The 14,107-nt window shown below is 77.0% G+C and carries 2 protein-coding genes and 2 pseudogenes; 3 read left to right on the top strand and 1 reads right to left on the bottom strand.

Translation table 11 applies throughout. The features are described from left to right. Window positions 1-203: pseudogene (locus tag ACI2LW_RS25045) on the bottom strand (hypothetical protein); the annotation flags it as partial. 76 nt (window positions 204-279) lie between these two features. Here ACI2LW_RS25045 and ACI2LW_RS25040 point away from each other — a divergent pair. From ACI2LW_RS25040 to ACI2LW_RS25030, 3 genes and pseudogenes are all read left to right on the top strand, one after another. Beyond that, window positions 280-9,930 (top strand): annotated as a pseudogene (locus ACI2LW_RS25040) (SDR family NAD(P)-dependent oxidoreductase); the annotation flags it as partial. A 597-nt stretch (window positions 9,931-10,527) separates the two neighbouring features. Continuing rightward, window positions 10,528-12,909 (top strand): thioester reductase domain-containing protein, encoded by a 2,382-nt coding sequence (locus ACI2LW_RS25035; RefSeq protein WP_404733438.1) that lies wholly within the window; start codon window positions 10,528-10,530, stop codon window positions 12,907-12,909. After that, the gene (locus ACI2LW_RS25030; protein ID WP_404733437.1) at window positions 12,906-14,102 is read left to right on the top strand and encodes an alpha/beta hydrolase; all 1,197 of its coding nucleotides are present in this window, start codon (window positions 12,906-12,908) and stop codon (window positions 14,100-14,102) included. Before ACI2LW_RS25035 ends, ACI2LW_RS25030 begins: the two co-directional genes overlap by 4 nt. The last annotated feature ends 5 nt before the right edge of the window (window positions 14,103-14,107 follow it).

Raw genomic sequence — 14,107 nt, 5'->3', positions numbered from 1 at the left:
ATCACCGACCCGGCGGTGACCACCGACCCGGTGCCGCCCACCGACCCGGCGGCAATCACCGACCGGGCGGCAATCACCGACCCGCCCGTGACCAACGACCCGGCAGTGACGACCGACCAGGCGGTGACCACTGGTCCCGCGGCGACCGCCGAGCCGTCGGCGCCCACCGGCCCATCGGCAAGAACCGGCACGGTGGCCACCACCGACCGCTCGCCCACCACCGACCGCTCGCCCACCACCGACCCGGTCGCCACCACCGACCCATCACCCACCCCCCACCCCTCGCCCATCCCCACCGACGGCACCGTGCTGGTCACCGGTGGGCTCGGTGCGGTCGGGCGGAACATCGCCCGTCTCCTCGCCGAACGCGGTGTGCCGCGCCTGTTGCTGACCTCCCGTCGGGGACCCGCAGATCCGCGGGCCGCTGAGGTCACCGCCGAACTCACCGCCCTCGGCACGCAGGTCGACGTGGCCGCCTGCGACGTGTCGGACGCCCGGGCGGTGGCCGGACTGCTGGCCGGCGTGGGCGACGAACTCCCACTGCGGGGCGTGGTGCACTGCGCCGGCGTGCTGGCCGACGCACTGGTCGCGGAACTCACGCCCGAACGCCTCGCCGAGGTGCTGCGCCCCAAGGCCGACGGCGCCGCCCATCTGCACCGGCTGACCGCCGGCACCCCGCTCACCCTGTTTCTCCTGGTCTCCTCGGCCGCCGGGGTCGTCGGCAACGCCGGCCAGGCCAACTACGCCGCCGCCAACGCCTTCCTCGACCAACTCGCCCACCACCGCCGCGCGGCGGGCCTGCCCGCCGTGTCCGTCTCCTACGGCGCCTGGGCCGGCGAGGGCCTGGCCGCGGCCCACGCCGACCTGGCGCGCATGGCCCGCCACGGCCACCGCGCCCTCAGCCCCGAGCAGGGCCGTGACCTGGCCGGACTGGCGCTGCGCCGGGGCGCACCGCATGTGCTCGCCGCGCTGTGGGACCTGCCCCGGGTGCGCGAGACCACGGCTGCGGCGGGCGGGCCGGGCGCGGCGCTGTGGCGGTCGCTGCTGCCCGAGCCCCGCGCCGCCGCGAGCCGCGGCGACGGCCTCGCGGACCGGCTGGCCCGGCTGCCGGAGGCCGAACGCGCCGACCGCGTCCTGGCCCTGGTGCGCGAGGAGGCCGCCCGCGCCCTCGGCCTGGCCTCGACGGAGCCGGTCCGCCCCGACCGGCCGCTGCGCGAGCTGGGCATGGACTCGGTGACGGCCGTCGAACTGCGCAACCGCATCGGCGCCCGGCTGGCCGTCCGGCTGCCCGCGACCCTGCTGTTCGACCACCCCACCCCGGCCCGGCTGGCCGGGCACCTGCTGGCCACCGTACTGGCGACGCACGACCGGACGGCCCGGCCCGCCCCCGCCCCCCTCCCCGCCCCGGCCGCCGGAGGCACCGGGCCGCGTGCGGACGAGCCGGTCGCCGTCGTCGCCACGGCCTGCCGGCTGCCCGGCGGCGTGCACGGTCCCGAGGACCTGTGGCGGCTGGTCGCCGAGGGCCGGGACGCCATCGGCCCGTTCCCCGAGGGCCGCTGGGACGTGGCCGCGCTCTACGACCCCGACCCCGACGCGCCCGGCAAGTCCTACGCCCGGGAGGGCGGCTTCCTGGACGACATCGAGTCCTTCGACGCGGCGTTCTTCGGCATCACCCCGAAGGAGGCCGCGGCCATGGACCCCCAGCAGCGGCTCCTGCTGGAGACCACGTGGGAGGCCCTGGAGCGCGCCGGGATCGTGCCCGCCCGGCTGGCGGGCAGCACCACCGGCGTGTACGTCGGCATGTTCGGCAGCGAGTACCTGGCGGGCTCCCGGCTCGACCAGCTCGACGGATACGTCGGCACCGGCTCGGCGCTCAGCGTGGCCTCGGGCCGGCTCGCCTACGCGCTCGGCCTGCACGGACCCGCCCTCACCGTCGACACCGCCTGCTCGTCCTCGCTGGTCGCGGTGCACCTGGCGGCGCAGGCGCTGCGCTCGGGCGAGTGCGACCTCGCCCTGGCCGGGGGTGTCACACTGATGGTCACCCCGCAGACGTTCGTGGAGTTCAGCCGGCTGCGCGGACTGTCCGCGACCGGTCGCTGCCGCTCGTTCTCCGACGACGCCGACGGCGCCATCTGGGCCGAGGGCGCCGGCATGGTCGTACTGAAGCGGCTCGGCGACGCCCGGCGCGACGGCGACCGGGTGCTGGCGGTGCTGCGCGGCACGGCCGTCAACCAGGACGGCCGCAGCCAGGGCCTGTCCGCGCCCAACGGACCCGCCCAGGAGCAGGTGGTCCGGCGCGCGCTGGAGCTGTCCGGCCTCGAACCCGCGGACCTCGACTACGTGGAGGCGCACGGCACCGGCACCACGCTCGGCGACCCCATCGAGGCGAACGCCCTGTCCCAGGTGTTCGGCGCCTCGCGCCCCGCGGACCGGCCGCTGTACCTGGGCTCGCTCAAGTCCAACCTCGGCCACACGCAGGCGGCCTCGGGCGTGGCCGGGCTGATCAAGGTGGTGGAGTCGCTGCGGCACGGCAGGCTCCCCGCCACCCTGCACGCGGCCACCCCCAGCCGGCACGTCGACTGGGACGGCAGCGGGCTGCGGCTGCTGCACGATGCCGTGGACTGGCCGGCCGGCGAGCGGCCCCGGCGGGCCGGCGTCAGCGCGTTCGGCATCAGCGGCACCAACGCCCACGTGATCGTCGAGGAGGCCCCGCACGACCTCCGGGACGAACCCCGGGGCACGGACGACTCCGGCACCCCGCCCACGGCCGGGCCCGGACACGGCCCGGGCGAGCGGTTGTTCGTGCTCTCGGCCAGGAGCGAGGCGGCCCTGCGCGGACAGGCCGCCCGCCTCGCCCGCCACCTCACCGCGAACGAGGACACCGCCCTGCCCGACATCGCCCACACCCTGGCCCGGCACCGCGGCCACTTCGAGTGGCGGACCGCGTTCGTCGCGGGCGGCCGGGACGAACTCCGGGCCGCGCTGCGCGGCTTCGCCGACGGACGGACCACGCTTGCTCCGCCCCGGGAGGATCGCACCGGACGGGTGGCGTTCGTGTTCGCCGGGCACGGCGGCCAGTGGCCCGGCATGGGCGTGGAGCTCATGTCCGGCTCCGACGCCTTCCGCCGGGAGCTGACCCGCGTCGACGCCGAGATACGACGGCAGACCGGCTGGTCGGTGATTGACGTGCTGCGCGCGCCGGAGGAGTTCTCGCCACTGGAGCGGACCGAGTACCTCCAGCCGGTGCTGTTCGCGGTCAACACCGCGCTGGCCGCCGCCTGGCGGTCGCTCGGCGTCACCCCGGACGCCGTCGTCGGACACAGCCTGGGCGAGATCGCCGCCGCCCACAGCGCCGGCGCCCTCACCCTGGAGGAGGCCGTGACCGTCGTCACCGCCCGCGCCCGCGCCGTCGTCCCGCTGGTCGGCGAGGGCGGCATGGTCTCCGTCGAACTGCCGCGCACCGAGGTGGAGGAGCTGCTCGCGCCGCACACCGGCCGGCTGTTCGTCGCCGCCGTCAACAGCGCCGGCTCCACCGCCGTCTCCGGCGACGCCGAGGCGCTGGCCACGCTGCGCGCCCGCCTGGAGGAGCGCAACGTCACCGTACGCAGGCTGTCGACGCCGTTCGCCTCGCACACCCCCCTGATGGAACCGGTGCGCGCCCGGCTGCTGGAGGACCTCTCCGGCGTCCGCGGCACCCGCACGCCCACCCCGCTGTACTCGACCGTGCTGGCCGAACCCGTCACCGGGGACCGGCTGGACGCCGCCTACTGGTACGGCAACCTCAGCCGGCCCGTCCGCTTCGCGGACACCGTCCGGCGGATGCTCGACGACGGCTACCGCTACTTCGTCGAACTCAGCCCGCACCCGTCCCTGCTCTCCTCCGTCGAGGCGGTGGCCGCCGCGGCCGGCGTCGACGCGGTGGGCGTCGGCTCACTGCGCCGGCAGCAGGACGGCCCCGGCGTACTGCTGCGCGCACTGGGCGAGTTGTACGGCGCGGGGCACGACCCCGACTGGACGGCGCCGTTCCCGCGCGGCCGCCGCGTCGACCTGCCCACCTACGCCTTCGCCCGGGAACGCCACTGGCTCGCGCCCGCTCCCGCCGCCCCGGCGGGCACCTCGCCGCTGCTCGGCACGCACGTCGAGTCCAGCGACGAGCCCGGCGTGCACACCTTCCAGAGCGAGATCGACCTGCGGGACGGCCGCTTCGCCGAACTCGCCGACCACCGCGTGGCCGGCGAGGTCTGGCTGCCCGCCGCCGCCCTGCTCGACCTGGCCCTGGAGGGCGCCACGGCGGTCGGCGGCACCGGCGAAGTCCGCCTGGACGACGTACGGTTCGTCCAGCCGCTGCGCCTGGAGACGGAGCGGCCCGTGCGACTGCAACTGGTGCTGCGGCCCGCCGGCGACGGCGCCCTCGGCTTCACCGTCGCCTCCGCGCCCGCCCGCGAACGGGGCGCCCGCTGGGAGCGGCACGCCACCGGACGCGTCACGCCCGCCGGCGCCGCGGCGCAGGACGGCACACCCTCCGCCGACGAGGACGGCCTGACGCCCGCCGCACTGCGCGAGCGGTGCACCGAGGAGGCCGACCCGCCGGCCGTCTACACCGCGCTGGCCACCCTCGGCATCGAGTACGGCCCCGCCTTCCGCGGGCTGGTGGAGGGCCGCCGCACCCACGACGCCGCCCTCGGCAGGCTCGCCGCCCGGCCCGCCGCCGGACACCTGCTGCACCCCGCGGTCCTCGACGCCGCCTTCCACACGGCCGCCCTGCCCTCCGGCGCCCCGCAGGGCCGGGCCTTCGTGCCCGCGGGCGTCGGACGGCTGCGGTACACCGGGCTGCGGACCGCCCCGGCCTGGGTCACCTGCCGGCTGCGCTCCGCCGACGGCGACACCGCGACCCTGGACCTGCGGATCTGGGACGAGCACGACCGGCTCGTGCTCGAGGCGCACGAGTTCCGGCTCGCCGCGCTCTCACCGCTGGACGGCGCCCTGTTCGAGACCCGCTGGCAGCCGCGCCCCAGGGCGCAGGAGCCCCCCGGCCGGGGGAGCTGGCTCGTCCTCGCCGACGGCACCGGGGTGGCCGCCGGCCTCGCCGGGCGGCTGCGCGACGCCGCGGTGCCGCACGTCCTCGCCCGCCGGGGCGGCGACTTCGCCGCCGAGGGACCCGGCCGGTACGTCCTCGACACCGCCGACCCCGCTCAGCTCGCCCGGCTGCTGGCCGAGGCGTTCCCGGACGGCCCGCCCGAGCGGATCGTCCAGCTGTCCGCCCTGGACGCCCCACCACTGACCGGTCCCGCGGGCACCGACCGCGCCGAGGAGGCGGCACGGCTGTGCTGCCTGACCACCCTGCACCTGGTGCGCGCCCTCGCCGACGGGACGCGCGGCCGGGCGCCGCGCCTGTTCGTGGTGGCGCGCGGCAGCCAGGCAGCAGGTGAAAGCACCCGGGTCGCCCACCCCGAGCAGGCACTGGCCTGGGGCTTCGGGCTCGCGGTCGCCCAGGAGTACCCGGAACTGGCCACCACCCTGATCGACCTGCCGCCCGAGGGCGGCGCCGGGGAACTGTGGACCCAGCTGCGGCACGCGGACGACGAACGGCTCGTCGCCCTGCGCCCCGGGGGACGCCTGGTGCCCCGGCTGGCCCGCACCCGTCCCGACGACGGCGGCCACGGCACGGACAGCACGCAAGGCACGGACGGCGCGCCCGGCACGGACGGCGCGCCCGGCGCGGACGGCACGCAAGGCGGGGACGGCGCGCCCGGCCCGGACGGCGTGCACCTGATCACCGGCGGTCTGGGCGGCCTCGGACGGATCGTCGCCGAACGGCTGGTCCGCCGCGGCGCCCGCCGGCTGGCGCTGCTCGGCCGCGGCGCGCCGGACGCGGACGCCGCACGCTGGATCGCAGGCCTGGAGCAGCGCGGCGTGAGCGTGCACCTCGCCCGCGCGGACGTCTCCGACCGCGCCGCCCTCACGGCCGCCCTGGACGCCGTGCGCCGCGCGGCCGGGCCGATCACCACCGTCGTGCACACGGCCGGCGTCCTCGACGACGCCACGGTGGCCCGGCTGAGCGCCGACCGCGTCCTGCGCGTCCTCGCGCCCAAGGTGCTGGGCACCGCCCTGCTCACCGAACTGGTCCCGGAGGCCGGGACGTTGATCCTGTTCGCCTCCGCGGCCGGCCTGCTCGGCTCGGCCGGGCAGGCGCCCTACTGCGCGGCGAACGCCTTCCTGGACGCCTGGGCGCACCACCTGTCCCGCACGGACCGCCGCGCGCTCAGCCTGGACTGGGGCGCCTGGAGCGGCGTCGGCATGGTGGCCGGGTCCGGCGCCCGGGCCGCCGAGACCTCCCGGTCGGGCCTGGTCGCCTTCACCCCGCAGGAGGGCGGCGAGCTGTTCGAACGGGTGCTGGGCACCTCCCGCCGACAGCTCGCGCCCCTCGCCCTGGACCGGGAGGTGCTCGGCCTCGTGCCCGACGCGGTCCGCACCCGCCCGATCCTCGCCGGCCTGGTCACCGCCCCGGCCGGCACCGCCGTGACCGACGACCTCGTCAAGAAGGTCTTCGCAGCGGCGTCCGGGGAGGAGCGGACCGCCTGGCTCGAGGCGTACGTGCGGGCGCGGGTCGACGACGTCTCCGGCGGCACGGTGGACGCCTCGGCGACCACCGCCCTGAAGGAACTCGGCCTGGACTCCCTGATGCTGGTACGCCTGCGGAACGCCTTCGCCCGCGAACTGGGCGCCGAACTGCCCGCCGCCGACGTGTTCGCGGCCACCGACATCCGCGGCCTCGCCCGCGCCCTCGGCCAGGCCCTGCCCGAGCGGCCCGCCGCACCGGGGGAGGACCGGGCCGGGAACCGGGCCGCCACCGAGGTGCCCGCCGTCGAGACCCACCCGGCCACCCGGGACGTCGTACGGCTGCTGCGCAGCGCCGGACCGGACATGCCGGCCGCCGCCCACGCCATCGGCCTCGCGGTCCGCCTCACCACGCCGGTGACCCGCGAGCACCTCACGGCCGTCCTCGACCGCATGGTGGCCCGGCACGCCGCCCTGCGCACCGCCATCGTCCGCGGCGAGGAAGGCGGTCGGCGGCTGCGCGTGGTCCGGGAACTCGCCGCGCCGGTGCTGCGCTGGACACCGGCCCTGGCGGACGGCGACGTCCCGGACCCGGCCGGGGCGGACGGCGACGTCCTGGACCCGGCCGGGCGGCTGCGCGCCCTGCTGGAGCCGCCCTTCGAGCCGGCCGAGGCGCCGCTGTGGCGCTTCGAGCTGGTGGACGGCGGCGAACAGGGCCAGATCCTGGTGTTCGGCGCCCACCACGCGGTCGGCGACCTGCAGTCCCTGCTGCTGGTGGCGGCGGAGATCGACACCGAGCTGTCCGGCACCCCGCTCGACGCCACTGTGAGCAACCGCGACATCGCGCTGCTCGTCGAGGCCCAGCAGGGCGGCGAGGCACCGGACGCCGCATGGCGCGACGCCTTCGACGGCAGTGAGCGGCTCGACCTGGAACTCACCCGTCCGCGCCCCGCCGCCCGCTCCTACCGCGCGGGCAGCGTCACCCTGACGATCCCCGACGGGCTGACCGAGCGGGTGGCGCGGGCCGCCGGACGCCTGGCGATCACTCCCGCCGCGTTCTGCCTCGGCACGCTCACCGCGCTGCTGGCCGAGAAGCGGGGGCGGGAGCGGTTCGTGCTCGCGGTCCCCGTGGACACCCGTATCCACGCGGACGCCCACGACGCCGTGGGCTTCTTCGGGGTGCCGGTGCCGTTCCCGGCCGAGGCCCGGGCGGGCGAGCCGGCCGCCGAGGTGCTGCGGCGCACCGACGGCAGGCTGCGGCGGGTGCTCGCCAAGGGCGCCATGTTCTCCGACGTCCTGGCCACGCTGGCCCGGCAGGGGCTGCACCGGCGGGGCGCGCCGCTGGTCGAGGTGTACTTCAACTACGTGCGCTCCTCGCACCGCCTCACCCGGCTGGAGGTGCTGCCGGCCGGCACCGGCTACTCCGACCTCGACCTGATGGTCACCCTGACCCCGGACGCGGGGCGCGTCCGCCTCGACCACAACCTGGACATCCTGGACGCGGAGGCCGCCGCGGCGCTGGGCGAGGAGTTCCTGCGGCTGCTGGCCGAGACGGCCGAGGACCCGAGCGTGCCCGTACGGCACGCGTCGGGGGCCGGAGGGTCCGGATCGGCGTCCGGAGCCGGGCGGTCCGGACCCGTGTCCGGGTCCGGGGCCTTCGCGGCGGCCGTTCCGGAGGGGGCCGTGGCGGCCGTTCCCGAGGCGGCCGTGACGTCCGTGCCCGAGGGGTCCGCCGGGTCCGTGCCCGACGAGGCCCCGCCGCGGCGCTCGCTGGCCCTCGCCGCCACCTTCGCCCTCGGTCACCTGGCGCCGATGTGCGAGGCCGCCGTCGGCGAAGGCGCCGGGGAGGTCCGCTGGACGGTGGCCGAGGCGCCGTACCACCAGGTGCTCGCGAGCCTGAAGGACCCGGCCGGCGTCTTCGCCGACCCCGCGACGGCGGCCGGCGTGGTGCTCGTCAGGGCGGCCGACCTGGAACGGTTCGGGCCGGTGGACGACGCGCTGCTCGCCGAACTGCGCGCCGCCTACCCCGCCGCGGTCAAGGCCCTGGCCGAACGCTCCGGCACACCGCTGGTCGTCGGCTTCCCCCCGGCCGCGCGCACGGCCGCGCGGCTCGCCCGATGGGAGCGCGAGATCGCCGCGGAACTCGCGGACGTGCCCGGCGTGGCGGTCCTCGGGCCCGACGACTGGGACCGGCACCACGCCGGCGGCGAGCGCTTCGACGAACGGACCGAGCGGCTGGCCCACCTCCCCTTCACCCCGGCGTTCCAGGCCGCGATGGCCCTGCGCGTGGCCGAGGTCGTCCGGGCGGCGCTGCGCCCCGCGCCGAAGGCGATCGCCGTCGACGGCGACGAGACCCTGTGGGGCGGGGTGGCCGGCGAGAGCGGTCCCGGGGCGGTCGACCTGACCGGCCCGCGCGCCCTGCTCGCCCGCAGGCTGCTGCGGTGGCGGGCGGCGGGCGCCCTGCTGGTCCTGGTCAGCAACAACGACGAGGCGACCGTGCGGGCCGTCCTCGACCGCCCGGACAGCCTGCTCAAGCCCGAGCACTTCAGCGTGCTGTCGGCGGACTGGAACCCCAAGCCGGACCGGCTCGCCGAGGCGGCCCGCACCCTCAACCTCGGTCTGGACGGCTTCCTGTACCTGGACGACAACCCGGCCGAGATCGCGAGGATGCGCGCGGCGCTGCCGCGGGTGCTGTCGGTGACCTGCCCTCCGGCGGACCGAATGGAGGAGTTCCTCGGCCGGCTGTGGCCGCTGGTCCCCGCGGCGGCCACCGCGGAGGACGCGCTGCGCGCCCGCTTCTACGAGCAGGAGCGCGAGCGGGACGCGGTCCGGGAACGGGCCGGATTCGAGGAGTTCCTCGCCGGACTGGAGCTGGAGGTCGACATCCGTGCCCTGGACGGGGGCGACGTCCAGCGGGCCGAGCAACTGGTCCGCCGCACCAACCAGTTCACGCTGCGGGCCCGCTCGGCCGACGGCGGGGACGTCGCCCGGTGGCGGGAGCGGGGCGAGGTGTGGACGGCCGCGGCGCGCGACCGGTTCGGCGACTACGGCCAGATCGGCCTGCTCGCCCTGCGCGTGGACGGGGACCGGCTGGACGTACTGGCCTGGCTGCTGAGCTGCCGGGCGCTGGGCCGGGGCGTGGAGGAACGCCTGCTGGCCTGGCTCGCCGGCCGGGCCGAGGAACTGGGCTGCACCGAGGTGCGGCTGACGGCGGAGCGCACGGAGCGCAACGCGCCGGCGCGGCGGCTGCTGGCCGCGCTCGGCGGGGGCGACCCGGACGACGAGCGGCTGGAGGCCGTCACCACGCCGGACCGGTTGCGGGCGTTCCGCTCCTGGGAGCGGGAGCGGGAGCGGGAGCGGGAACGGCGGTGACGGGTGTGAGGGCCGTGACGGAGACGGAAAGGACGACGAGGCACATCGTGAAGGGCACTGATGCGTGACATGAACGAGGACACCGGGCAGCGGGCGGCCGCCGAGTCGATCGAGCGCGGCGGTGGCGGACTCACCGTCACCGACCTTCTGGCCAGGATCGCGGCAGCGGGTACCGGGCCGACCCCGACCGCCGCCGGTCCGGAGCGCGGGACGGCCCCCGGACCCGAACCCGCGGACGCGCCCGCACCGGAGGCCGGCGCCGCGCCCGCGACCCCGACCGGCGCCGGCTCCGACCCTGGGCCGGGGGCCGGCGCGGAGCCCGTGCCGGGAGGGCAGCGGGGCGCCGCAACGCCGCCCGACCGGGCGGCGGACGCGGAGGCGGCCCCCGACCCCGTACCGGCCGCCGGTCCTGCACCCGGGCTCATACCGGCGCCCGCATCCGCGCCTGCGCCCGGGTCCGGACCTGCGTCCGAGGCGGCTGCTGCCGTCGCGGCCGGGACCGGGCCGGGAGGGGAGTCGGGTGCCGGGACCGGGCCGGGAGGGGAGTCCGGGGGTGCCGGGAGCGGGCCGCCCGGCCCCGTAGCCGCGGCCGGGTCCGTGCCCGTACCGGAGCCCGCCGTCCTGGTCAGCCCGGTGGCGGAGCCCGCCGCCGCACTCGGCCCCGTACCGGAGCCCGCCGCCGGGCCCGGCTCCGCAACCGAGTCCGGTGTGGAACGCCTGGCCGCGGTGATCGCCGCCGCCGCGGGCCGTCATCTGCCCGCCGGGCGGCTGGCGGTCGACGCCGACTTCTTCGACGCCGGGGGCACCTCCGTGCACGCCGTGGAGCTCGTCGCGGAGCTCGAGGCCGAGCTGGGCGTCGAGTTCGACCTGGACGAGTTCTTCGCCGACGCGCGCCCCATCAGCCTCGCCCGACGCCATCCGGCCGCGACGCGAGGCCCGCAGGCCCCGGCGGCCCCCGCGGGCCCGGATGCGGCCGGCGCCTCCCAGGGCGCCGCGGCCGGACAGCCGCCCGCGCACCCGCAGGCCGCCCCGCCTTCCGCCGCGGTCGCCCGGCCAGTTACCGCGGTCGCCCAGCCAGTAACCGCGGTCGCCCCGCCGGTCGCCGCCGTCCTCCCGCCGCCCGCGCCCGCCGGCGACCCGTACGCGCGGGCCCGGCGTGAGGACCTGGAGCAGATCCTCGCCGACCTGGCCCTGGCCGACCGGCTGCCCTTCACCGACGTGCCCGAGCCGCTCCCGCCGCGCCGGGTGCTGCTCACCGGTGCCACCGGCTTCCTCGGCGGGCACATGCTGCTCGACCTGCTGCGGCACAGCGACGCCCATGTGTACTGCCTGGTGCGCGCGGCCGACGAGGAGGCGGCCGTCGCCCGGCTCGGCGCGGCGCTCAAGCGCTACCGGCTGCCGTGGTCCCCGGAGGTGCGCCGCCGGGTGACCGTGCTGCCCGGCGACCTCCGCGAACCGCGCCTCGGTCTGCCGGAGGACGTGTGGCGGAGCCTCGCCCACGAACTGGACAGCGTGGTCGGCGTGGCGGCCGCCGTGGACTTCCTGCGCGGCTACCGCTCGCTGCGGGCGAGCAACGTCCTCGGCGCCCTCACCCTCGCCGAACTCGCCGCCACCGGGCGGCCCAAGCCGCTGCACCACATCTCCTCGATCGCCGTCTTCAACGAGGTCGGCATCACCGCCATGGGCGAGGACGACCCGCTCGCCCACGCCGACCGGCTGATCTCCGGCTACGACCAGTCCAAGTGGGCCGCCGAGGTGGCGCTGCGCCGGGCCCGCGACCACGGCCTGGTGGTCACCGCGCTGCGCCCGGGCGGCATCGGCGGCCACACGAAGACCGGGTCCTACAACCCACAGGACCTCAGCAGCGGGCTGATGTCGGCCTTCGGCCGCTTCCGCACCGTGCCCGCCTTCCGGTACCTGAACGCGGCCCCCGTCGACTGGGTCAGCCGGGTCGCGGTCGCCGCCGTCTGCGAACCCGACGCCTGGGGCTACGACTACCACCTCACCGGTGTGCCCAGCACCCTCGACGACGTGGTCCGCGACATGGCGCTCGGCGGCATGCACGTCCGCGTCCAGGACTGGGACGAGTGGCGCGCCGACGCCCTGGCCCGCCTGGAGGCCGAACCCGTGCCCGAACTCGCCTTCCTCACCCGGGTGCTGAAGAGTCCCACCGCCCTCAAACTGTGCGAGGCGACCCTGCAGGGCCCTGCGGCGGAGGGCGCACGCACCGCCGCGCTGGTGGAGGCGCTCGGCCTGCCGCCCGCGGCCCGCTACGACGCGCGGGCCCAGCTCAGGACCTTGGAGCGGCTCGCCGAGGACGGCCTGGCCCGCCTGCCGCACCGGGACGACCAGCCCTATCTGTGGTTCACCGAGACCACCGAGGGCCACGTCGGCCCGGTGGGCGCCGCGGCCGACACCCCCTGCTCGATGGCGTTGACCCTCTCCATCGCGAGCATGTACCAGCTGGTCAGGGAGCGCAGGGTGGACGTCACCGGCGAGGTGACCTGCGCCGCGGTACACCCCCGGCCGCTGACCGTCGAGCACGGCGACATCTGGGTCCGCCCCGACGAGGGCATCCCGCAGCGGCACGGCATGACCCACCAACTCCTGCGCTACCGGCTGCGGTTGCGTGACGCCGACGGCGGGCTGTGGTGGCTGGAGGGCCGCAAGCACGCCCGTGCCCGCCGCGACGTGTGGCGGCAGACCCGCGCCCTGACGGTGGAGATCGGCCGGCAGGGCGAGGCGGCGAGCCTCCTGGGCGAGGTCGTCGTCCCCGCCGACTCCTACGTCCGCGACCAGATCGACGGCATCCGGGTGGACCCGCGGCTGACCGCCCGGGAGAAACGTGCCGCCAAACTCGCCTGGCTCGCCTGGTTCGGCCTGGAGATGGGCCGCGGTCTGCTCGGCCCGTTCGCCCGCGCCGCCGCCGACCTCCTCGACCTGCGCCGCACCCAGACCCCCACGGAGCAGCACCGATGACCTTCCGGACCATGAACTTCCTGAACTCCAGGACCGCCGGGACCGCCAGAACCGCCGCCGGGACCGTCAGGACCAACACGGCCGGCCGACCGGCGCTGCGCCGGGTCAGGACGGCCGCCGCCCCGCGCCCCCTGCACCACCGCCTCGACCCGGCGGCCGTCGAGGAGATCCCGCTGCGGGCGGGCGACGGGGTGCGCCTCGGCCTCACCCGCGTCGGCCCGGCGGCGCAGGACCGGCCGGCGGTGCTGCTGCTGCACGGGCACACCGCCTCCGCCGACATGTTCCTGCTGCCGGAGACCCGCAACCTGGTCGACGTCCTGCTCGACGAGGGCTACGAACCCTGGCTGCTGGACTGGCGGGGCAGCTGCCGGCTGCCGTACAACGAGACCGGCGGCCGCTACACCTACGACGACGTGGCCCTGTACGACATCCCCGCGGCGGTCTCCCGCGTCCGCGAACGCATCGGCGACCGCCCGCTGTTCGTGGTGGCGCACTGCATCGGCTCGCTCACCCTGTCCATGAGCATGGCGGCCGGGCTGGTACCGGGCCTGGCGGGCGTGGTGTCCCAGGGGGTGTTCCTCACGCCGAAGCTCGCGGGCCGCACCTCGCTGCGCATGTCGGTGGCGGGGGAGCTGCTGCGCGGCCGCGTCGACCACATCCCGGTCGACTTCCGGCGGGTGGGCCTGTGGTCGAAGTACACGCCGCTGTTCGCCCTGGCCTCCCGCGGCGCCCACTGCCCGGACCCCACCTGCCAGATCCTGCACAACTCCGCCTGGGGCTCGGGCGCTTCGCTGTTCCTGCACGAGAACCTCGCCGAGGCCACCCACGACCGGCTCGCCCAGCTGCTCGGCCCGGCGCCGCTGTGGATCCTGCCCCATCTGCGCCGCATCGAGCTGGCCCGCAGCGTGGTCCGCTGGCACGACACCGACCACCGCTACCGGGCGCTGCCCCCCAACGCCCTGGACGCGGCCGGCCGCATCGACACCCCCGTCCTGCTGCTGTCGGGCAGCGAGAACGGGCTGTGGCTGGACTCCCAGAAGCTCTGCCACGACGTACTGGCCCACCGTCTGCCGGAGCTGGACGTCACCTACACCGAGATCCCCGGCTACGGCCACCTGGACACGTTCCTCGGCCGGGGCGCCGCCCTCGACGTGTTCGGTCACATCCTCGAATTCCTGGGCGAACGGCGGTGACGCGC

The sequence above is a fragment of the Streptomyces sp. NPDC004065 genome, from assembly GCF_044903565.1.
In the GTDB taxonomy this organism is placed as follows: Bacteria; Actinomycetota; Actinomycetes; order Streptomycetales; family Streptomycetaceae; genus Streptomyces.
This window is presented reverse-complemented; position numbering and strand designations above follow the sequence as displayed.

Excerpts from the sequence above, each read along its gene's own strand:
- ACI2LW_RS25030 (WP_404733437.1), top strand. The coding sequence starts at position 12,906 with ATGACCTTCCGGACCATGAACTTCCTGAACTCCAGGACCGCCGGGACC.